This is a genomic window from Neohoeflea coraliihabitans, assembly GCF_019334345.1.
GTDB lineage: Bacteria > Pseudomonadota > Alphaproteobacteria > Rhizobiales > Rhizobiaceae > Pseudohoeflea > Pseudohoeflea coraliihabitans.
The window spans coordinates 711,611-732,665 of the sequence record NZ_JAHWQX010000002.1 but is presented as its reverse complement, the minus strand read 5'-3'; the positions used below and the strand labels follow the sequence as shown (position 1 = coordinate 732,665).

Sequence of the window (21,055 nt, the reverse complement as noted above, 5' to 3'; positions counted from 1 at the left end):
CTGTCTGTTCCCGTTGCCGGCCTTGGTGAGGGCCTTCACGCTGCTGTCATGATCCGGATATTCACTTCACATGGTCAGGAGGCCATATCGGGATTGTGATTTCAAGCAGTTGCGGTAAAACAATCGACAGCAAGCAAGGGTTCCCAGTATGCCGGACAGCTTTGACGGTCCGCTTGTCGCGCGCCAGGCATTCTCCTTCCTGGCGGCGCTGGATACGCCGGTCATCGTTATCGACAGTGAAACTGCGGTGATCTTCGCGAACGCCGCGGCAGAAGAACATCTGGGCGCCTATCCGGCCAATGCCCTCCTGTCGGCGCGCATCCGCTCGCCGCAGATTCTCGATATGGTGGACCGCGTCATCGCCGACGGCGAGGCCCGCACCATGGAACATGCCGAGCGAGTGCCCGCCGAGCGCTGGTTCGAGATCCGCGTTGCGACGGTTCCGCCGGAGCCTGTCCCCGAGGCAGCGGACCGGACGGAAAAAGGCCTTCAAAACCGTGGGAAAACGTCCACAAGTCCGGGCCCTGAGACTGTAAAGTACTTCATTCTCAGTTTCCGGGACCTGACCGAGGCTCGGCGCATGGACCGCATGCGCACCGACTTCGTGGCCAACGCCTCGCATGAACTGCGCACCCCTCTGGCCTCGCTGATGGGTTTTGTCGAAACGATGCAGGGGCCGGCGCGGGGCGATCTCAAGGCGCAGGAGCGTTTCCTTGCGATCATGCTGGAACAGGCCTCGCGCATGGCGCGATTGATCGACGATCTCCTGTCACTTTCGCGCCTGGAAATGCGCGCCCACGTGCCTCTGCGCGACACGGTCGATCTCGGCGAAGTGGCATTGCATGTGGTCGACGCCCTGCGTCCGATGGCAGCCGAGATTGGCGTCGAGATCGCCTTGGCGGGTCCGGACGGCGACGCCACGGTCATCGGCGATCGCGACGAACTGATCCAGGTGCTCGAGAACCTCGTCGAGAATGCCTGCAAATACGGACAGAGCGGCGGGCGCGTCGACGTCCGTATCGTAGCCGGCGGTGCGGGCAGTTCCTCCGGCTCCACCGGACCCCTCGTCGAGGTGCAGGACTACGGCCCTGGCATCGAACGCCAGCACGTGCCGCGGCTGACCGAGCGTTTCTACCGGGCCGATGTCGGCGAAAGCCGCGCCAAGAAGGGCACTGGCCTTGGTCTTGCAATCGTCAAGCACATCCTCACCCGCCATCGCGCCCGGCTGATTGTCCGGTCGGAACCGGGCGAGGGATCGACCTTTGCTGTCAGATTTCCCGATGCGAATGCCGACACCCGTCCGGACGCTCGGTAGAAAAGCATTAAATTTCATATATTTGAACTGTCATAAAACAGTGTCTTACCTGTCATAAAACAGAATCCTGACGGGCCTAGAAAGAGCACGCAGTCAAGCGGTCAAGGCCGCTGCGCAGCGCTCAACAGCCGCTTTCGGGCGGTGTGCACTCGAAGGGTCTCAAGAGGACCCGAAACCCTAGCCCTCTACGGGAGAATTCAGATGAATACACTCAAGATTGCCGCCGCTACGCTCGCGGCTTCCGTCGCTCTTGCCGGCGCGGCTTCCGCCCGCGACCAGATCAAGACCGTCGGATCCTCCACCGTGTTCCCCTATACGCAGGCTGTCTCCGAGGAATTCGCCAACAAGACCGGCAACCCGGCTCCGGTCGTTGAATCGACGGGCACCGGCGGTGGCTTCAAGGCGTTCTGCGCCGGCATCGGCGAAGACCACGCCGACCTCACCGGCGCCTCGCGCGCCATCAAGGATTCGGAAAAGGAACTGTGCGCCGGCAATGGCGTGACGGACATCTCCGAGGCCCTGATCGGTTATGACGGCCTGTCGATCGCCCATGCCCGCTCCGCTCCCGACATGGACCTGACGGAAGAGCAGATTTTCCAGGCCCTCGCCGCCGAGCTTCCGGACGGCAATGGCGGCTTCATCGCCAACCCGAACAAGAAGTGGTCGGACATCGACGCTTCGCTGCCGGATTTCGAAATCACCGCCTTCGGCCCTCCGCCGACCTCCGGCACCCGCGACGCCTTCGTCGAACTCGTCATGCATGACGGCTGCAAGAACCTGCCCGGCATGGCCGAACTGGAAGAAACCGATGAGGACAAGTGGGAAGAAGTCTGCTCGCGCATGCGCCAGGACGGCCCGTTCGTCGAAGCCGGCGAGAACGACAATCTGATTGTCCAGCGGCTGGAATCCGATGCCAACGCCATCGGCATCTTCGGCTACTCGTTCCTGTACGAGAACGCCGACAAGCTCAAGCCGGTGGCAGTCAACGGCATCGAGCCGTCCTTCGACACCATTGCCGATGGCTCCTATCCGGTTGCTCGTCCGCTGTATTTCTACGTCAAGAACGCCCACCGCGATGTCATTCCGGGCATGAACGAGTTCCTCGAAGAGTACATGTCCGAGGAAGCGCTCGGGCCGGACGGCTATCTCGCCGAGCGCGGCCTGACCCCGCTTGACGACGAAAAGCGCCAGCAGGTTCAGAAGGCCGTTCTCGACGGTGAAATGATCGGCGGCTGATCGATCGACGGAAAAGTGGTCGCCCGGGATACGGGCGGCCATTCCTGATGTTTGGATGGTGCGATGACTGGCTTTTTGTTGATATTTCTCGCCGCTGCGGCAGTGATCGCTGCCCTTGTCGGTATCCGAAGAGCGCGGCGCGTCCGTGACTCGGCGGCGGTGAAAACCCATTCTCGCCCCATCTACCACGGCCTGAACGCCGCCATCTGGACCGGCGTGCCGGCGCTGATCTTTCTCATTCTCTGGGCTCTGTTCAAGGGGCCGATTATCGACATGCTGGTGCTGGCCTCCCATCCGGGTGCCGAGGCTCTGAGCGAGTCAGAGGCCGATCTCCTTCTCAGCGAAATCCGCCAGGTGGCCGCCGGCACGATCTTCAAGGAACCCACCCCCGAGGTTCGTGACGCCGCCGTTCATCTGCAGTTTCTTGAGAGCCTGGCGGTCTGGGCGCTGGTCGCCGTCGCCGCCGCACTGGCGGCGATCGGCGCCTATGTCGGCTTCCGTGTCGTCAAGACGCGTTTTCGGGCACGCCACAGCGTCGAGCGCTCGATCACCTGGTTCATGCTGTTTTCCTCGCTGGTTGCCATCCTGACGACAGCCGGCATCGTCGGCTCGCTTCTTTATGAAGCGCTGGCATTCTTCGCCAAGGTGCCGATTCAGGAGTTTCTGTTCGGTCTGCGCTGGGAGCCGCAGATTGCCATCCGCGCCGACCAGGTGGCCGGGCAGGGGGCTTTTGGCATGCTGCCGGTCCTCTTCGGCACATTCGTCATTTCGATGCTCGCAATGGCGGTGGCGATCCCGGTTGGCGTCTTCTCCGCAATTTATCTGACCGAGTATGCCGGCGCCCGCTTCCGCGCCGTCGTCAAGCCGCTGCTTGAGATTCTCGCCGGCATCCCGACCATCGTTTACGGCTTCTTTGCGGTGCTGACCGTCGCCCCCCTGATCCGCGACCTTGGTCAGAGCATTGGCATCAACGCCTCGCCCAACAGCGCCCTGGCGGCGGGCGGTGTCATGGGTGTCATGCTGATTCCCTTCATCTCCTCACTCTCCGATGATGCCTTCGCGGCCGTTCCGCGCGCCATCCGCGAGGGATCTTTTGCGCTGGGCGCCACCAAGGGGGAGACCATTCGCAAGGTCCTGCTCCCTGCCGCGCTTCCCGGCATCGTCGGCGGCATCCTGCTCGCTCTCAGCCGGGCGATCGGCGAGACGATGATTGTCGTGATGGCCGCCGGCCTGATCGCCAAGATCACCGCCAACCCGTTCGAATCCGTAACCACTGTCACCGTGCAGATCGTCACGCTCCTCATCGGCGACAGCGAATTCGACAATCCGAAGACGCTGGCGGCTTTCGCCCTCGGTCTCGTCCTGTTCATCATCACGCTCGGCCTGAACCTCATCGCCCTGCGCACGGTCCGCAAATACCGGGAGCAATACTGATGTCACAATCCGCCACCGCCGCCGCGCCTGGCCGCTCCCCGCAGGCACCGGTTCTGTGGAAATCGCAGGAAATGGCCGACCGCCGCAAGGCGCGCTACGCCGCCGACCGGCGGCTGCAGATGTACGGACTGGCCGGAATCATCTTCGCGCTCGGCTTCCTGGCGATTCTTCTGACAACGCTTGCCTTCACCGGCTACAAGGCCTTCGTGCAGACGACGGCCAGTGTCGAGATCAACCTTGCCGCCCAGGACATCGACCGCACCGATATCCGCGAAGCCAATTGGCGCAGCATCTTCCGCGACGCCGTGCGGCAGGAATTTCCTGATCTGTCGCGGGCCGAGGAGCGAGAATTCTTCAAGATTTTCACCTCGTCGGCACATTATCTCGTGCGCGACCGCGTCCTCGACAACCCGGCGCTGCTCGATGGAACCACAACCTTTCATATTCCTCTGGCTGATCCGCTCGATCAGTTTGCCAAGGGCGAAGTGAACCCCGATCTGCCCGAGGATCAGCGGCGGGTCAGCAATGCGCAGCTCGAACTCTACGAGGTGCTCGATGCGCGCGGCATGATTTCCCAGCCGTTCAACTGGGGCCTGTTCTTCAACGCCGATAGTCGCTTTCCCGAACTCGCAGGCCTTGCGGGAGCAATCTCCGGCTCATTCTGGGCGCTGCTCGTCTGTTTCCTGATTTCCTTCCCGGTCGGCATCGCCGCGGCCATCTATCTCGAGGAATTCGCGCCGAAGAACCGCTGGACCGACCTGATCGAGATCAACATCAACAATCTCGCCGCCGTACCGTCGGTGGTCTTCGGGATGCTCGGCCTCGCGGTATTCCTCGGATGGTTCGGCCTGCCCCGCTCGGCGCCCTTTGTCGGCGGCCTTGTCTTGTCGCTGATGACCTTGCCGACGCTGATCATCGTCACGCGTGCGTCGCTGAAATCCGTGCCGATGGCCATTCGCGAGGCGGCGCTCGGGGTTGGCGCTTCCAAGCATGAGGTGATCTTTCACCATGTTCTGCCCCTGGCCATGCCGACCGTGATGACAGGCACGATCATCGGACTGGCCCAGGCACTCGGAGAAACCGCGCCGCTGCTGCTGATCGGCATGAACGCCTTCATCACCAGTCCCCCGGACGGCATTTTCGAGGCATCCACGGCGCTGCCGACACAAATCTACATCTGGGCCGACAGTCCCGAACGCGGCTTCGTGGCACGCACATCTGCGGCAATCCTCGTCCTTCTGGGTTTCCTCGCATTGATGAATGCCATCGCCATCTTCCTGCGCCAGCGCTTTGAACGGCGCTGGTAATGGAAAAAGCCGGGACGCTATGAGAAACTCGACCCTACAATCCGAACAAGGAAGCACGGAGATGAACATAATGTCAGACGCAGCGGTCGAAGCCCGGCTTTCCACCCAGGAGGAGGAGCGGGACATCAAGATGCGTGCGCGCGGCGTCAGCGTATTCTATGGTCAGAAGCAGGCCCTGTTCGGCGTCGATCTCGAGATTCCCAGGCATGCGGTCATGGCGTTGATCGGACCGTCCGGCTGCGGCAAGTCGACCTTCATGCGCTGCCTCAACCGAATGAACGACACCATCGATTCCTGCCGCATTGTCGGCGACGTCACTCTCGACGCCGAGGACATCTACGATCCGGCAATCGATGTGGTCGAACTGCGCGCCCGTGTCGGCATGGTGTTTCAGAAGCCCAATCCTTTTCCAAAGTCGATCTACGAGAACGTCGCTTACGGCCCGCGCATCCATGGTCTGGTGCGCAACCGGCAGGAAACCGACGAAGTTGTCGAAAGAAGCCTCACGCGCGCCGGCCTGTTCAAGGAGGTCAAGGACCGCCTGCATGAGCCCGGCACCGGCCTTTCGGGTGGCCAGCAGCAACGCCTGTGCATCGCCCGCGCCATTGCCGTCAGCCCGGAAGTGATCTTGATGGACGAGCCGTGCTCGGCGCTTGATCCGATTGCCACGGCGACTGTCGAGGAACTGATCCACGAACTGCGCGAGAACTTCACCATTGTCATCGTCACGCATTCCATGCAGCAGGCAGCCCGCGTGTCCCAGCGCACGGCGATGTTCCACCTCGGCAATCTGGTCGAGGAAGCGGACACCGACAAGATCTTCACCAATCCCGAGGATCCGCTGACGCAGGATTACATCACCGGCCGCTTCGGCTGACCGTCTGGCGCCACGATCCCTTCAACCAGGAACAGAACCGATGCCCGCCACCCACACCGTGACCGCTTATGACGACGAACTGCGCTGGCTGATGCGCCGCATCTCGGAGATGGGCGGTCTTGCCGAGGGCATGGTCGCAGATTCTCTCAAGGCTTTGATTGAGGCCGATACCGCTCTCGCCCAACGCGTCATTTCTGAGGATGTGCTTTTAGACCGCGCCGAGCGCGAAATTTCCGAAAAAGCGGTTCTGGTGATCGCCAAGCGCCAGCCGATGGCCTCGGATCTGCGCGAGATCATCGGCTCCATTCGTATCGCCGCCGATCTCGAGCGCGTGGGCGATCTTGGCAAGAACATCGCCAAGCGGGTGATCGCCGTCCACACCATGGCGCAGCCGAAAAGCCTGGTGCGCGGCCTCGAACACCTGTCCGAACTGGCGTTGACGCAGCTCAAGGAGGTGCTCGATGCATTTTCGAGCAAATCCTCCGACCTCGCTGTCTCGATCCGCGAGCGCGATGACGAGATTGACGCGATCTACACCTCGCTGTTCCGCGAATTGCTGACCTACATGATGGAGGATCCGCGCAACATCACCGCCTGCACGCATCTTCTCTTTTGTGCAAAGAACATCGAACGCATCGGCGACCACGCCACCAACATCGCCGAGACCGTGTTCTATGTTGCCACCGGCGAGCAGCTCTCCGATGAGCGGCCAAAGGATGACGACACCGCCAATGTGATGGCGCCGCCGGTCGACGACTGATCATCGACACTCTGACGGAGAAAACCAGAAATGGCCATGGTCCCGCGCATCACGGTTGTCGAGGATGAAGAAGCACTCAGCGTTCTTCTGCGGTACAATCTCGAGGCCGAAGGATATGAGGTCGAAACCGTTGCCCGCGGCGACGAGGCGGAAATCCGGCTGCGTGAGCGCGTCCCGGATCTCTTGCTGCTCGACTGGATGCTGCCGGGCATTTCCGGCATCGAACTGTGCCGCCGCCTGCGCCTTCGGGACGAGACCGAGCGGTTGCCGATCATCATGCTAACGGCGCGCGGCGAGGAAAGCGAGCGCATCCGTGGCCTGTCGACCGGCGCCGACGATTATGTCGTCAAGCCGTTCTCGACGCCCGAGCTTCTGGCGCGTGTCCGCGCCATGCTGCGCCGGGCGCGGCCCGAGACCATCTCGACGCAACTGAAGGTCGGAGACATCGAGCTGGACCGGGAAACCCACCGCGTGCACCGGCGTGGCCGCGAGATCCGCCTCGGTCCGACCGAATTCCGGCTGCTCGAATTTCTGATGAGCGCACCGAACCGGGTCTATTCCCGGGCTCAGCTCCTGGACGGGGTCTGGGGCCATGATGTCTATGTCGACGAGCGCACCGTCGACGTGCATGTCGGGCGCCTGCGCAAGGCGCTGAACCTGTCCAACATGCGCGATGTCGTCCGCACGGTGCGCGGCGCCGGCTACGCCATCGACGGCTGAGATCCGACCGCAGCGGCGCTATCCAGCAGCCGCGTCCCCTGCATAAGAAAAATCCGGCGCCTCTTGCGAGGGCCGGATCAGGACGACTTACGGAATGCTGCGTGTGATCAGCGCGCCGTTACCGGCTGCGCTTGCGCTCGCTCGACGGTTGGAACGCCAGCTTGGCGTGATAGCCGCAATAGGGCGAGGATTCATCGGAGTCATTGCCGCAGAAATGAAAGTCGTCCTGCAGCGGATCACCATTTGGCCACTTGCAGGTCTTTTCCGTCAATTGCACCAGTTCCAGCCGCCGCGAGATCGGCACCACCACATCCTCGACTGGACGCGTATCGATGTGCTGATAGGCCACGACTTCCGTGTCGGCCTTCAGGGCGGTCGCACCCGACGAACGCCCAACGCTGCGGGTCGTCGTCCGTGACGCATAGTTCGGAGCGCGTGGCGTCGTCGCCGCCGGCCGTTTGGTCCGGACTTTCGCCTGACCACCGCTCTTGGCGCGCCCGGGCAGGTTCAGGCGATGAACCTTGCCGATCACGGCATTGCGGCTGACGCCTCCAAGTTGTGCAGCGATCTGGCTTGCGCTCAGCCCGTCTGCCCAAAGCTTTTTGAGCATTTCAACCCGTTCATCCGTCCAGTTCATCTTTTTTTCTCCATTCATCCCGAATAATCCATCTGGGATTGGCGGAATCATTCTTCGTGATCACGACAAGGCCGCAACCCGTTGCACGCTGATACTGCTTAAGTGACTAGCGTCCGCCCCGACATCTAGCTCTGAGAACCAACCTAGTGACCGCTTGACTCACTGACAAGAGTCAGCCGAATCGTCAGGATTCGATTTCTTGGTTTTCCCCAACTTACCGGGCAAGGCCACTTCGCCGACAGGCAAACGCCGATGCCGCGCTTCATGCCCGCCTTCTTTGGCGAAATTGAGATCAGTCTCGCACCGCCTGGTCCTGCGTCAAAGGACGGTGGAGAGAGCGCCATTGAAGGGGAAAACTTGGCCGGAAATCGAGAAGGAAACCAGCTGTCGCTGGGGGCCGCCCCGGCGTTGACTTTGAAAGGGGATGCGTAAATAGTGCCGGCGCGCCGCCTGCCAGGCGGCTTTTTTGATTTTGATCAGGCCGGGTTTCGAATGCAATTCGGGAACGCCCGGACCGGCGGTCCGGGCCCGGATGCCGGACAGGAGCACGATACCATGGCGAACACGGCGCCGCTTTTTACGACCTATAGCCGGACACCGCTGCGCTTCGAGCGCGGCGAGGGCGTCTGGCTGTTCGATGAAAAGGGCGCGCGCTATCTCGATTTCGCCGCCGGTATCGCCGTCAACTCGCTTGGCCATGCGCATCCGCATCTCGTCGCCGCCTTGACCGGGCAGGCGCAGAAGCTCTGGCATCTGTCCAACCTTTATGAAATTCCCGGGCAGGAGCGCCTGGCCGAACGGCTGGTGGCCGCGACCTTTGCCGACAGCGTCTTTTTTACCAATTCCGGGGCCGAGGCTCTGGAATGTGCGATCAAGACGGCGCGGCGGCATTTTTACGTCAACGGCCAGCCTGAGCGCGTGCGTATCATTACCATGGAGGGCGCCTTCCACGGCCGTACGCTGGCAACCATCGCCGCCGGCGGCCAGGCGAAATATCTCGAAGGGTTCGGCCCCAAGGCCGTCGGGTTCGATCAGGTTCCGTTCGGCGACATCGAGGCCCTGACCGCTGCCCTTGATGATACCGCGGCAGCCGTGCTCATCGAGCCGGTGCAGGGCGAGGGCGGCATCCGGCCGCTCGATCCCGATGTGTTGCGCCAGATCCGTGCTCTTTGCGATGACCACGGCGTGCTGCTGATCCTCGACGAGGTGCAGTCGGGCATCGGTCGCACCGGTCGCCTGTTCGCGCATGAATGGGCCGGTATCACGCCCGACCTGATGGCAATTGCCAAGGGCATCGGCGGCGGCTTTCCCCTGGGCGCCTGTCTTGCCACGGACGCGGCTGCAGACGGCATGACGCCGGGCACGCACGGCACTACTTTCGGCGGCAATCCGCTGGCCATGGCCGTCGGCAACGCCGTTCTCGACGTCGTACTGGCCGATGGATTTCTCGATCAGGTGCAAACCACCGGCAATGCGTTGTCGCAGGGATTGCTGTCGCTGAAGGAGCGCTATCCCGGCCTCATCGCCGATATACGCGGCACCGGCCTTATGCTCGGCATTCGCTGTGTCGGCAACAATGGCGAGATGGTGCAGGCCTTCCGCAATGAATCCCTTCTCACCGTCCCGGCCGGCGACAATGTCGTGCGGCTTTTGCCGCCACTGACGGTTACGGCTGAAGAAGCCCGTGACGCGTTGCGCCGTATGGAGGCGGCTCTCGAAATGATCGCTCCAATGGCCAAGACCAACTGAAGTGGACGTCCCGTCTCATGAACACATCCAGTCACCCCAGACACTTTCTCGATCTCTCGGCCGTTTCCGCCGCTGATCTGCGCAGCATGATCGATGCGGCCCGGACCGCAAAACAGGCCGAGAGCGGTCACGCCAAAGCCGCGCCACTGGCGGGCAAGACGCTGGCGATGATCTTCGAAAAGCCGTCCACCCGTACACGTGTTTCCTTTGATGTTGGCATGCGCCAGCTTGGCGGCGAGACGCTGTTTCTCTCGGGGACGGAAATGCAGCTCGGCCGGGCCGAGACCATCGCCGATACGGCGCGTGTCCTGTCACGTTATGTTGATGCGATCATGATCCGCACCCTCGACCATGCACGCATGTTGGAGATGGCGGAATACGCCACGGTTCCCGTGATCAACGCGCTGACCGATGACACCCATCCGTGTCAGGTGATGGCGGATGTCCTGACCTTTGAAGACCATCGCGGCTCGATACAGGGCAAGACGCTGGCCTGGACCGGCGATGGCAACAATGTCCTGCACTCGCTGATCGAGGGGGCCGCCCGCTTCGGCTATCACATGCAGATCGCCGTGCCGGAGGGCTCGGAGCCTGAGCAGCGCTTTATCGACTGGGCGCGCAACGAGGGTGGCACCGTCACGCTCGGTGCAGATCCGCAGGCTGCCGTCAAAGGCGCCGATTGTGTCATCACCGACACCTGGGTTTCGATGAACCAGGAACACCGCGCCCGCGGAAATAACGTCTTTCAGCCTTTTCAGGTCAATCAAGACCTGATGTCTCAGGCAGATCCCGAGGCGCTGTTCATGCACTGCCTGCCCGCTCACCGCGGCGAGGAAGTCACCGATGAAGTGATCGACGGTCCGCAATCGGTGGTTTTCGACGAGGCTGAGAATCGCCTGCATGCGCAAAAGGCCGTGCTGCGCTGGTGTCTTGGTGATCTTTAGCGTCGCTATGCGGGCCGCCGGGGCGGTTCCGCGCCAAGCGTGGCCGCAACCCTTGCAATGACATGGGCCCGGACCGACATATAGGCCCGCAGACACTCTGACGGCGGTTACAACATGACAGACAGCAATCTCAGCCTCGGCGATATCGGTTTCGCCGGCGACGACAATGTGGTGCCCTTCGAGGTTGCCGGGCTCGATGTGCGCGGTCGCGCCGTTCAGCTCGGCCCGATGCTCGATACCATACTCGGACGCCATGACTATCCTGAGCCGGTGGCTCGCCTGCTCGCTGAACTGATTACCCTGACGGTGCTTCTCGGCACCTCCCTGAAGTTCGAAGGCAAGCTGATCGCCCAGACCAAGGGAGATGGGCCGATCGATTTCGTCGTCGCCGATTTTTCGACGCCCGGCGATATGCGCGCCTATGCCCGCTATGACGAGGCCCGGCTCGAGGCAGCGATTGCCGAGGGTCACACCTCTCCGGCGCAGTTGCTCGGCAGTGGCATTCTCGCCTTTACCATTGACCAGGGCGCTTACATGCAGCGCTATCAGGGCATTGTCGAAATGACCGGCGGCAGCCTCGCTGAGATGGCGGAGACCTATTTCCGGCAGTCCGAGCAAATTCCGACCCTGTTGCGCATGGCCGTGGGCGAACTGTTCACGCCCGATGCAGATGGCAAGACACGGCGCCGCTGGCGGGCCGGCGGCATGGTCGTGCAGTTTTTGCCTTCCGCGCCGGAACGCATGCGCCAGAACGATCTTCCGGGTGGCGACGTTCCCGAAGGGGTGAGCGTGCCCACCCGGCCCGATGACGATGCGTGGGCCGAGGCGCGCGCTTTGGTCGAAACCATTGAGGCCGACGAACTGGCCGATCCCGAGGTTGGTTCGGAGCGGCTTCTCTACCGGTTGTTCAACGAGCATGGCGTGCGCGTTTTCCCGCCGACCGCGGTCGCTGACCGGTGTTCCTGTTCGCGCGACAAGCTGGCCGAAGTGCTGCAGAATTTCAGCGCCGAGGAAATCCGTGACAGCACCGAGGATGGCCGCATCTCGGTCGTTTGCGAATTCTGCTCGACCGCCTATGATTTCGATCCGGCGGAATTCTCGAATTCTCGCTGAACAGGACCGGCAACCGCGCCGCCCGAATAAGACAAAGGCAACAGACCATGGACATCAAACGCTGCGGCAGCCAACCCTCAGTGAATCCGCCGGCAGAATGGTTCACCGGGACGGTGCGCATGGATCCGCTGTTTCAGCCGGAGGCGCCCGCCCGCGCAGCAATAATGTCGGTGACCTTTGAACCCGGCGCCCGCACCGCCTGGCACACGCATCCGCTTGGCCAGACATTGATCGTCACGGCAGGCTGCGGCCGCGCCCAGCGCGAGGGCGGCGCGATCGAGGAAATCCGTCCTGGCGACGTGGTCGCTTTTGCGCCGGGCGAGAAACATTGGCATGGCGCAGGGCCGGACACCGCAATGACACATATTGCCGTGCACGAGGCGCTCGATGGCAAGACCGTCGATTGGTTTGAGCCGGTCAGTGATGCGGACTACGGCGCCGCCTGATCAGTTCAGGGTCCGCACGGTGCCGGGAATATCCAGCGAAAATGCTGGGATTTCGACATCGAACAATTCGCCGTCTTCTGACTGCATCTGGTAGCAGCCCACCATCATGCCCGAGGGCGCATCAAGCGGGCATCCCGAACTGTACTCGTAGCTGTCGCCAGGGCCAAGAACCGGCTGCTCGCCGACCACGCCCGGTCCACGCACCTCATCGACCACGCCGTTTTCGTCCGTGATGCGCCAATAGCGGCTGCACAACTGCACCAGGGCATCCGACTGGTTGACGATGACGATGCGATATCCCCAGACATAGCGTCCTTCCTCGGGGTCTGACTGGTCCTCGAGAAAATAGGGTTCGACGGTGATTTCGATGCCGCGGGTGACCGCGCGATACATGGCACTCTTCCGCTTACAGGATTAAAACCTCTAGCCGAGGCCTGTATCATGACGCAAGGGCCACCGTCTCGTGAAGCTTGCCCGCAGGGAAGAAGGACAAGCGTGAGCCAAGGCACGGCATCGCTCACGCGAATGTGGCTGGCACCGCGCGGCCGCCCGTTCTATGGCCAATGCAACGTAGGCTCTATGGCTAATGCAACGACGGCCCTATGGCCATTGCGACGAACGCCGCTGGCCGCAAGCAGAAGGACTAAGATGCTCGACGGCGCCTTGAAACATCGTATCGATCCGCTGCTCACGCGCGCGGCCACCGTGTTGCATCGATACGGCATCACCGCCAATGCCGTCACCCTGATCGCGTTTCTTGTCGGGCTTGCGGCGGCCGCCCTTATCGCGCTGGGCCATCCATTGCTTGGCCTTGCGCTGTTGCTTGCAAGCCGCCTCGGCGACGGGATCGACGGCGCTCTGGCACGGCTGACGCGTCCGACCGACTTTGGCGGCCTGATCGACATCGTGTTCGATTTCGCGTTCTACGGTGTTATTCCGCTGGCCTTCATCCTGCACGACCCCGAGGCCAATGCGATCGCCGGCGCCCTGCTTCTGCTGGCCTTCTACATCAATGGCGCAAGCTTCCTCGCCTATGCGGCGATTGCCGAAAAACGCGGCCAGCGCACCGAGGCGCGCGGACGCAAGTCCTTCTACTTCACCACCGGGCTGGCGGAGGCGACGGAAACCTACCTGGCTTTCGCGATTTTCTGCCTGTGGCCGCAGCATTTTCCCGTCACGGCCGGCATCTTCGCGCTGATTTGCCTCTACACCGCAGCGGCCCGCCTCGTTCTGGCGCATCGCGCCTTCGCAAAGCCCACTTCAGACCTTTGACAGGGCAACGCTCAGATCCTCGATCAGATCATCGACATCTTCGAGACCGACCGACAGGCGCAATAGTCCCGGCCCGATGCCCAGCTCAGTGCGAATGTCCTCGCTGAGATTCTTGTGTGTCGTCGTCGCCGGGTGGGTGATCAGGCTTTTCGCATCGCCGAGATTGTTGGAAATGCGAATGATCTCCAGCGCATTCTGCAGCGCATAGGCCGCCGCTTTGCCGCCTTTCAACTCGAATGCGACCATGGTCGAGCCGGCCTGCATCTGTCGGGCGCAGATCGCCGCCTGCGGATGATCGTTGCGGCCGGGATAGATGACACGCGCGATTTTTGCTTCATCGGCCAATATGTCAGCGATGCGTCCGGCACTGGTGGTCTGTTGCGCAACGCGCAGAGGCAACGTCTCGAGGCCCTTGAGCAAAGTCCAGGCGTTGAATGGCGACATTGACGGGCCGGTGTGACGAAAATAATCGTGAAGATGTTCATCGATCCAGTCTTTCGAAGACAAGATGATCCCGCCCAGGCAGCGCCCTTGGCCGTCAATGTGTTTGGTTGCCGAATAGGCGACCACATCGGCGCCGAGCTCCAGCGGTCGCTGCCACAGTGGCGTCGCAAACACATTGTCGACCACGAGCGTCGCACCGGCCTGTCGTGACAACGCGGCGACAGCGGCGATATCGACCACCTCGAGGGTCGGGTTCGTCGGGCTTTCAAGGAACAGAACCCGCGTATTCGGCCGGATCGCTTGTTCCCAGGCGCTGAGATCGCGCCCGTCGACGAACGTCACCTCGATGCCGTAGCGCGGCATCAGTTGTTCAACCACCCAGCGGCAGGAGCCGAACAGGGCGCGCGCTGAGACAACGTGATCGCCCGCCTGCAACTGACACATCAACGCAGCGCTAACCGCCGCCATTCCGGAGGCTGTAGCGCGGGCATCTTCCGCGCCCTCGAGCAGACACATGCGCTTTTCGAACATTTCGGTGGTCGGATTGGCGTAGCGCGAGTAGATGAAACCCGGCTCTTCACCCTTGAAACGCGCTTCCGCGGCCTCGGCGCTGTCATAGACGAAGCCTTGTGTCAGATACAGGGCTTCAGAGGTCTCGCCGTAGGCGCTGCGCGCCGTACCGCCATGCACCAGTTGCGTTGCGGCTTTCAATTTGCGTGTGGTCATCGTTCCAGCGTCCAATAAAAAACCGGCTGCCAAGATGCCAGCCGGTGCTCGAACGCCCGACCTTTTAGCAACTTGTTTAACATGGCTGCAAGCCGGTCGGCCAAATCACCATGGGATAAAATGGCTTTATACTCCGGCGGCGCTTGCGTCAAATGCACCCCGTCGGCAAGACAAGAACCACGATAATCGGGAGCGCACACAAACGGGGGCGGCTGCCATGACGAGAACCACAGGTATCCTGACCGACGAGGCGATCCGCAAACTTCATGCCGATGGTGCGCTTGCCTGTTTGACGCCGTTCGACGAAGATCAGGTGCAGCCTGCCAGTCTCGATCTCCGTCTGGGCGCGGTCGCGCATCGGGTGCGCGCCAGCTTCCTGCCCGGCCCCGACCACACCGTGCACCAGAAGCTCGAGCGCCTTGCCATGCATCGCATCGATCTGAGCGAAGGCGCCGTCCTCGAGACCGGTTGTGTCTACATGATCGAACTGCACGAGGCTTTGACTTTGCCGGAGGCGATCTCCGCCTCGACCAATCCGAAAAGTTCAACCGGGCGGCTCGACATCTTCACCCGTGTCCTGACCGATTTCGGGCAGGAGTTCGACCAGATCCGGTCCGGTTATCACGGGCCCCTGTGGCTCGAGGTGAGCCCGCGCACGTTTCCGATCGTCGTGCGCAGCGGATCGCGCCTGTCGCAGATCCGTTTCCGTGCCGGGGGCAGTCTCCTCGAAGAGGACGAATTGCGCCGCCTGCACGACAGCGAGACCCTGATCGCCGCCGATCATCCGAATGTCTCCGGCAATGGCATCGCCCTGTCGATTGATCTTGAAGGCGCCGGACCGGGACACCTGGTCGGCTATCGCGGCAAGCATCACACCGCCCTGATCGACGTCGACCGCAAGAATGCCTACGAGATCGAGGATTTCTGGGAGCCGCTCTACAATCCCGGCACGGCCGAACTGGTTCTGGATCCCGATGAGTTCTACATTCTGGTCTCGCGCGAGGCGGTGCATGTGCCGCCGCTCTATGCCGCCGAGATGACGCCGTTTGATCCGCTGGTCGGAGAATTTCGCGTCCATTATGCCGGTTTTTTCGATCCCGGTTTTGGCCATGCGCCCGCCGGCGGCACCGGCAGCCGTGCGGTTCTTGAGGTGCGCTCGCACGAAGTGCCGTTCATCCTCGAACATGGCCAGATCGTCGGCCGCCTCGTCTATGAACATATGCAGGCGCAGCCGCAGATGCTTTATGGCAGCGGCCTGGCTTCGAACTACCAGGCGCAGGGGCTGAAGCTGTCCAAGCATTTTCGCGCCGCCCGGTAGCCCGCTTGCGGTGCAGCCTTACGAGCCCGAATGCCGGCCGTCCCTGACAGCCTCGAGCACCTCCGCCGTCAGCGCGCCGAACAGCGGCTGCCCCGACGTCAGTTGATAGCTGTCGGACGGGCCGCGAAAATTCATTTCCAGAAAGACCGGCTCGCCAGACGCCGAAATGGCGATATCCCAGGATATCAGATCGAAATGAAAGACCTGGCGGTGCAGATCGCAGGCGAACTGACAGGCGGCGGCATGGCCCGGCACCGGCGGCGCGGTGGCAAACACATAGCCCGTATTCGGATGCGCGCGATAGCCATTGCCGCAAAAGTCGAACGCGATCTCTCGGAAGCGGCCATCGGCATCAATGCCGCAGCCCAATCCTCCGCGTGACAGATTGTCGGTCACCTGTCCGTTGCATCCGACACGCAGGAACGAGACGAGCTTGTGAATGCGACCCTGCCAGCGCAGCGTGACGATCCTGAGCGTATTCAGCGATTGCGGGTGGATTGCGGCAATCTGGTCGTGTTGGATGATCCGCTCCTGGATCAGATAGTCGGTGCCGTAGAGCTGCTCCAGGTCGCTGAGCCCGCATGTCTGTCCGTCGATTACCGGCTTTCCTGCCACAATGCTCAGACTGCGGATACCAACGCCATTGTCGGTCCGGCTGCCCTTGATGATCAATGGCCGTCCCTCGAGCGCTGCCAGATGCGAAAGGATGTCCTGCCGCTGCAAGACGGTCGTCCCGGAGAAATAGCTGCCTTGGATCCTTCGCAAGGGTGTCGACGGGCGCCTGTCGGTTTTCACCAGAACGTCGCTGAGATTCTTGTCGCGGTATGCGGGCCGCAAAGGCAGGTCGTTTAAATGCGGCAAGATCGCGTCCGCATAGATTTGCGCCGGGATGAACCGGACATCCTGAAGGCCCGTTCCGCGTGCAAATGCCAGATGCCAGACCCGGGTGACCTCGTGGCCGAAATGCGCTCGCCAGTACCGGTCGATATCCTTTAGAAAATCCTGATACTGCGGGTCACGAAGCAGGGGCTTCGCCGCCTGCAGCATGTCGATCTGGCGGACGGTCCGGCGCGCTCGCCGGTGGTGCCGCAACCTTATTCTCCAGGCCCGCAGTCGCCCCCGTGTCGTGCGCAGCGCGCTCTTCAACTGCCGCGAGTTCACCGCTTCGCCTTCACATGCTTCTGATCGAACCTGCTCCGCAGCGATGCCAGCGATGCTGCGAGCGTGACTGGTGCTCCTTGCCGAGGCAGTAGCCCATTCCTTCAAGTTGCTGGGAGATCATGCTACGTCCTTCGCAGGCTTTCAGCGTTGCGGGATCATCGCCTGAGCCGCCTTGACACAATTCGCTGAACATGTGCCATCGTTCGATGATGTCGCCGATCCGTTCTCCGGCCAGTACAACGCCGGGTGTTCCGTCCGCGGACGAATGTGGAACCGAAACAAGCATCGACATTACGCTGGTGACCGCAAGCGCCGTAAGCCGCATGATAGCCGTCCTCATTTATCTCGCCCTCGAACGGCAATCTAGCCGATCGCGCGGATGTGTCCACTAATGGCCGGCAGCGCGGTTATCTCGCGCTAAAAAACGGGGCGTCTGCATAGGCAGTCTGTCCGGTGCAGTCCCGCACCGTTAGCGATTGCCGTCCGTGCACGGGCCGTGGTATCGAGGCGACACGCGGGTGTAGCTCAATGGTAGAGCAGCAGCTTCCCAAGCTGACGACGAGGGTTCGATTCCCTTCACCCGCTCCAGCCAGCTCCTGAAAAATTTGTGGATTGCCGCGACAATGTCGCAGCGCCTCTGCCTCAGTCCAAGGTTGCCAGCAGCGCCGCCATCAGGCGCCCGCGTTCGGCAAGGCTTTCGGTGACGATATGCTCTTCCAGCGTGTGCGGCCCGTCCCCGCGCGCCCCCAGCCCGTCCAGCGTTGGCACGCCGAGGGCACCGGTGAAATTGCCATCCGAACCACCACCTGAAACCTCGAAGGGGAGATCGAAACCGAGATCCGCCGCCAGTCCCTTGGCCGTTTCATAGACCGCCCAGGAGGCCGCTGTTTTTTCCCAGACCGGCCGCACGACGCTCTGCTCGACCTTGACCATCGAGCCGGCGCCCTTCGGCTTCAAGCCATGCATGCGTTCGATCGCACGCTCAAGCACCGCATGGGTCGTGGCCGACACGAGCACTTCGGCATGGCACGTGGTTGCCACGCAATTGGCCCATTCGCCGCCCCGGACCACTCCAACGCTGAAGCCGCTCTCCTTGTCGGTCATGGCTTCGATGGCGATGATCTGTTGCGCCATCTCTCGGATGGCGGAGACGCCTTCCGACAAGCGCAAGCCGGCATGGCTGGGCTGCCCCACCGTGGTGATGCGAAAGCGGGCAATGGCGTACCGCCCGGTAACGACGCCACCATTACGCCGCGCCGGTTCCGGCACCAGAACAAAGCGATGTCTGCGCGCTTCCGCCTCGATCAGCGCCCGCGTGCTCGGGCTGCCGACCTCCTCGTCGCTGGTAAACATCACCGTGATGGGAAGCGGCGTATCAATTCCGGCGCGCTGCAACTGCCGGATGGCCTCAAGCGAAAGAAAATTTCCGGCCTTCATGTCGAGGATGCCGGGGCCGTAGCATCGATCTTTCTCCTCGCGGAAAGGGAAATGCGCGATGGTGCCGACCGGGTGAACCGTATCCATGTGCCCGAGAACCAGGATGCCCGGCGCGCCACGCCGGCTATGCGGCAAGGTGGCCTTGACGCAGTCGCCATAGCCCCCGTGCCCGGGGAGACGTTGCAGATCGGCACCGAGCATGGCCAGATCGCGGCTGGCGACGTCCATCATGCGGTTGACGGCATCAGCATCGTAGGTGGGACTTTCCTGATCGACCCAGCGCTTGAGATCTGCGGCCATGGCTCCGCTGTCAAAAGGCAAATCGCGGGCGTTGAACAGCGTTCTGGAGGAAATTTTCGGCATTTGCGTATCGCTCTGCAATGTGTACAAATCGTTGGTAGCGTACAATGAGCATCACAGCCTCGTCAAACGCAGGGAGACGACAATGGCACCAAGGGAGGAAGGCACCCCGTCGACACCGCAGACGAGTACGAAGAAGAGCGCTGCGGGGGCGGGCGATCGTCTATTCGTCGATGCTCTTGCGCGGGGGATGAGCGTGCTGGAGGCATTCGCCGATCACCCAGAGCCCATGTCCCTGGCGCGGATTGCAACCCTGACCCAGCTCGACAAGAGCGGCGTGCAGCGGCTTGTCCACACCTTCGTGCAGCTGGGTTATCTGGAGAAGGGTCCCGGGGGCGTCGTGCCGGGCCGCAAGCTGCTCGAGCGGTCCTTCGACTATTTGCGCTCCAACCCGCTCGTGCATCGTGCCGTGCCGATCATCGCCGATCTGCGCAGAACGGTTAAGGAGCGCGTTGATCTCAGTCTTTTCGATGATTTGTCAATGCTTTACGTCATTCGAATGCAAAGCAAGCGGGACACTTTCTATGCCCATCTGATCGGCCGGCGGGTGCCGACTTACTGCACCTCCGGTGGCCGTGCGGTCCTCAGTCATTTGCCGGATGACGAGGTGCTTGACCTGCTGCAACGCTCGAACCGGCGCAAGCTGACGCCGCACACGACGACACAGATCGACGACATTCTGCGCCATGTCGAAGCGGTACGGGCGAGCGGCTATTCGCTGGCTATTGAAGAGGTGCTGGTGGGCGAGATCGCGGTCGCCGCGGCCGTGCTCGATGGGGCCGGGCGACCGGTTGGGGCGATCCATGTGGCCGGTTCTCTCGCCGAATGGCAACCCGATGAATTCGTATCGCGCGCCGGACCTCTGGTTTCCGCCGCCGCGGCCGGACTTCGACAGTCCTGAAGACCGTCGAGAACAACCAGTTCCCGAAACCGAGCGACAAACCAGCCGCTTGACAGCGCGATAACCGCCGCCCTATCATAAATTGCAGTGCGATCGTATCGATGTGCAATACGAACGGAGATGGAATGACTTCTACCGGCACCCCGGCTGAGGCGAGCGACAATTCTCTGCTGCGCGTGGAGGGGCTTTCCTATGACTATGCCGGGATGGGTGCTGTCGAAGATTGCACGCTGGATATTCCCCGCGGCGGTATCGCAGCGCTGATCGGTGGCAACGGCGCCGGCAAGAGCACCAGCGTCAAGATGATCGCCGGCGCGCTCAGGCCGCGCAGCGGCCGGGTCTCTTTCGACGGGCACGACATTACCGGCATGCCGGCGCACCAGATCGTTGACCGCGGCCTGGCCCTGGTCCCGGAAGGAAGGCTGGTCTTCCAGCATCTCAGTGTTCACGAAAACCTTCTGCTCGCCGGGCATGTGGCGCGAGCGCGCACGGCCTGCAAGCAGAACATCGAGCGCGTCTTTGACCTGTTTCCCCGTCTCCGCGAGCGGCGCCAGCAAAATGCCGGCTCTCTTTCGGGCGGCGAGCAGCAGATGCTGGCAATCGGACGCGGGCTGATGACCATGCCGCGCTTGCTGATCCTTGACGAGCCGTCGCTGGGCCTGAGCCCGATCCTGGTCGGTTCGATCTTCTCGCTCGTCAAACGCCTGAACGAGGACGGCATCAGCGTTCTACTCGTCGAACAGAACGTGCACCAGACGCTGGCCATCGCGGACTACGCCTACGTGCTCGAAAAAGGTCGGATCGTCCAACAGGGAGAGGGGCGCAGACTCCTCGACGATCCGAAAGTGAAGGAAGCCTATCTGGGGCTGGCCTGACGCCGGCCCGATCAAGGGGAGAA

21 protein-coding genes, 1 tRNA gene and 1 riboswitch are annotated in these 21,055 nt (G+C 62.1%); of the genes, 16 read left to right on the top strand and 6 right to left on the bottom strand.

Annotated elements, in window-relative coordinates:
• The first annotated feature begins 148 nt into the window (after window positions 1-148).
• The 7 genes from KY465_RS09425 (at window position 149) to phoB (ending at window position 7,649) form a co-directional block, all read left to right on the top strand.
• Window positions 149-1,315, top strand: a complete 1,167-nt coding sequence (locus tag KY465_RS09425; RefSeq protein ID WP_219201403.1) for an ATP-binding protein — start codon at window positions 149-151, stop codon at window positions 1,313-1,315.
• A gap of 201 nt (window positions 1,316-1,516) precedes the next feature.
• Window positions 1,517-2,551, top strand: coding sequence for a substrate-binding domain-containing protein (locus KY465_RS09420; protein WP_219201402.1), 1,035 nt, complete (start codon window positions 1,517-1,519; stop codon window positions 2,549-2,551).
• A 63-nt stretch (window positions 2,552-2,614) separates the two neighbouring features.
• Entirely contained in the window at window positions 2,615-3,985 is a 1,371-nt protein-coding gene (gene pstC / locus KY465_RS09415) for a phosphate ABC transporter permease subunit PstC (protein ID WP_219201401.1), read from the top strand.
• Window positions 3,985-5,292 (top strand): phosphate ABC transporter permease PstA, encoded by a 1,308-nt coding sequence (pstA, locus tag KY465_RS09410; protein WP_219201400.1) that lies wholly within the window; start codon window positions 3,985-3,987, stop codon window positions 5,290-5,292. The genes pstC and pstA overlap by 1 nt, the downstream gene beginning before the upstream one ends.
• 61 nt (window positions 5,293-5,353) lie before the next feature.
• The gene (gene pstB / locus KY465_RS09405) at window positions 5,354-6,169 is read left to right on the top strand and encodes a phosphate ABC transporter ATP-binding protein PstB (protein ID WP_219201399.1); all 816 of its coding nucleotides are present in this window, start codon (window positions 5,354-5,356) and stop codon (window positions 6,167-6,169) included.
• Between the two features lie 40 nt (window positions 6,170-6,209).
• Window positions 6,210-6,929 carry a phosphate signaling complex protein PhoU gene (gene phoU, locus KY465_RS09400; RefSeq protein ID WP_219201398.1) on the top strand — a complete coding sequence of 240 codons (720 nt, stop codon included), beginning with the start codon at window positions 6,210-6,212 and terminating at the stop codon, window positions 6,927-6,929.
• Window positions 6,930-6,965: 36 nt separating this feature from the next.
• Window positions 6,966-7,649 (top strand): phosphate regulon transcriptional regulator PhoB, encoded by a 684-nt coding sequence (gene phoB / locus KY465_RS09395; RefSeq protein WP_219201753.1) that lies wholly within the window; start codon window positions 6,966-6,968, stop codon window positions 7,647-7,649.
• 118 nt (window positions 7,650-7,767) lie between these two features.
• Here the strand turns inward: phoB and KY465_RS09390 are convergent, their stop codons facing one another.
• Complete coding sequence (locus KY465_RS09390; protein WP_219201397.1) at window positions 7,768-8,286, bottom strand: GcrA family cell cycle regulator; 519 nt, start codon at window positions 8,284-8,286, stop codon at window positions 7,768-7,770.
• A gap of 555 nt (window positions 8,287-8,841) precedes the next feature.
• Between KY465_RS09390 and KY465_RS09385 the strand changes: the two genes are divergently transcribed.
• The 4 genes from KY465_RS09385 to KY465_RS09370 all read left to right on the top strand — a co-directional run bounded on the left by KY465_RS09385 (window position 8,842) and on the right by KY465_RS09370 (window position 12,538).
• Entirely contained in the window at window positions 8,842-10,035 is a 1,194-nt protein-coding gene (locus KY465_RS09385) for an aspartate aminotransferase family protein (protein WP_219201396.1), read from the top strand.
• 17 nt (window positions 10,036-10,052) lie between these two features.
• A complete protein-coding gene (argF, locus tag KY465_RS09380) occupies window positions 10,053-10,979 on the top strand; it encodes an ornithine carbamoyltransferase (RefSeq protein WP_219201395.1) in 927 nt (308 codons plus the stop codon).
• Between the two features lie 114 nt (window positions 10,980-11,093).
• Window positions 11,094-12,092, top strand: a complete 999-nt coding sequence (locus KY465_RS09375; RefSeq protein WP_219201394.1) for an Hsp33 family molecular chaperone — start codon at window positions 11,094-11,096, stop codon at window positions 12,090-12,092.
• Between the two features lie 47 nt (window positions 12,093-12,139).
• Window positions 12,140-12,538 carry a (R)-mandelonitrile lyase gene (locus KY465_RS09370; RefSeq protein WP_219201393.1) on the top strand — a complete coding sequence of 133 codons (399 nt, stop codon included), beginning with the start codon at window positions 12,140-12,142 and terminating at the stop codon, window positions 12,536-12,538.
• Here KY465_RS09370 and apaG read toward each other — a convergent pair whose 3' ends face one another.
• Window positions 12,539-12,931, bottom strand: coding sequence for a Co2+/Mg2+ efflux protein ApaG (apaG, locus tag KY465_RS09365; RefSeq protein WP_219201392.1), 393 nt, complete (start codon window positions 12,929-12,931; stop codon window positions 12,539-12,541). It abuts the gene before it with no gap.
• Between the two features lie 255 nt (window positions 12,932-13,186).
• On the opposite strand from apaG, the gene KY465_RS09360 reads away from it, so the two are divergent.
• Window positions 13,187-13,810 carry a CDP-alcohol phosphatidyltransferase family protein gene (locus KY465_RS09360; protein ID WP_219201391.1) on the top strand — a complete coding sequence of 208 codons (624 nt, stop codon included), beginning with the start codon at window positions 13,187-13,189 and terminating at the stop codon, window positions 13,808-13,810.
• On the opposite strand, the gene KY465_RS09355 is transcribed toward KY465_RS09360, so the two are convergent.
• A complete protein-coding gene (locus KY465_RS09355) occupies window positions 13,799-14,980 on the bottom strand; it encodes an O-succinylhomoserine sulfhydrylase (RefSeq protein ID WP_219201390.1) in 1,182 nt (393 codons plus the stop codon). The two genes, KY465_RS09360 and KY465_RS09355, sit on opposite strands and share 12 nt — an antisense overlap.
• 44 nt (window positions 14,981-15,024) lie before the next feature.
• Window positions 15,025-15,102, bottom strand: a riboswitch (SAM riboswitch).
• Window positions 15,103-15,197: 95 nt separating this feature from the next.
• Here KY465_RS09355 and KY465_RS09350 point away from each other — a divergent pair.
• Window positions 15,198-16,298, top strand: coding sequence for a 2'-deoxycytidine 5'-triphosphate deaminase (locus tag KY465_RS09350; protein WP_219201389.1), 1,101 nt, complete (start codon window positions 15,198-15,200; stop codon window positions 16,296-16,298).
• Window positions 16,299-16,316: 18 nt separating this feature from the next.
• On the opposite strand, the gene KY465_RS09345 is transcribed toward KY465_RS09350, so the two are convergent.
• Both KY465_RS09345 and KY465_RS09340 read right to left on the bottom strand, forming a co-directional pair.
• Window positions 16,317-17,459, bottom strand: a complete 1,143-nt coding sequence (locus KY465_RS09345) for a sugar-transfer associated ATP-grasp domain-containing protein (protein WP_219201388.1) — start codon at window positions 17,457-17,459, stop codon at window positions 16,317-16,319.
• 10 nt (window positions 17,460-17,469) lie between these two features.
• The gene (locus tag KY465_RS09340) at window positions 17,470-17,784 is read right to left on the bottom strand and encodes a hypothetical protein (protein ID WP_219201387.1); all 315 of its coding nucleotides are present in this window, start codon (window positions 17,782-17,784) and stop codon (window positions 17,470-17,472) included.
• A 189-nt stretch (window positions 17,785-17,973) separates the two neighbouring features.
• On the opposite strand from KY465_RS09340, the gene KY465_RS09335 reads away from it, so the two are divergent.
• Window positions 17,974-18,047 (top strand) — tRNA-Gly (locus tag KY465_RS09335).
• A 54-nt stretch (window positions 18,048-18,101) separates the two neighbouring features.
• Here the strand turns inward: KY465_RS09335 and KY465_RS09330 are convergent.
• Window positions 18,102-19,259 (bottom strand): M20/M25/M40 family metallo-hydrolase, encoded by a 1,158-nt coding sequence (locus KY465_RS09330; RefSeq protein WP_219201386.1) that lies wholly within the window; start codon window positions 19,257-19,259, stop codon window positions 18,102-18,104.
• A gap of 82 nt (window positions 19,260-19,341) precedes the next feature.
• Here KY465_RS09330 and KY465_RS09325 point away from each other — a divergent pair, with 82 nt between their 5' ends.
• The gene (locus KY465_RS09325; RefSeq protein WP_219201385.1) at window positions 19,342-20,157 is read left to right on the top strand and encodes an IclR family transcriptional regulator; all 816 of its coding nucleotides are present in this window, start codon (window positions 19,342-19,344) and stop codon (window positions 20,155-20,157) included.
• Window positions 20,158-20,282: 125 nt separating this feature from the next.
• A complete protein-coding gene (locus tag KY465_RS09320) occupies window positions 20,283-21,032 on the top strand; it encodes an ABC transporter ATP-binding protein (protein ID WP_255561544.1) in 750 nt (249 codons plus the stop codon).
• Window positions 21,033-21,055: the final 23 nt, after the last annotated feature.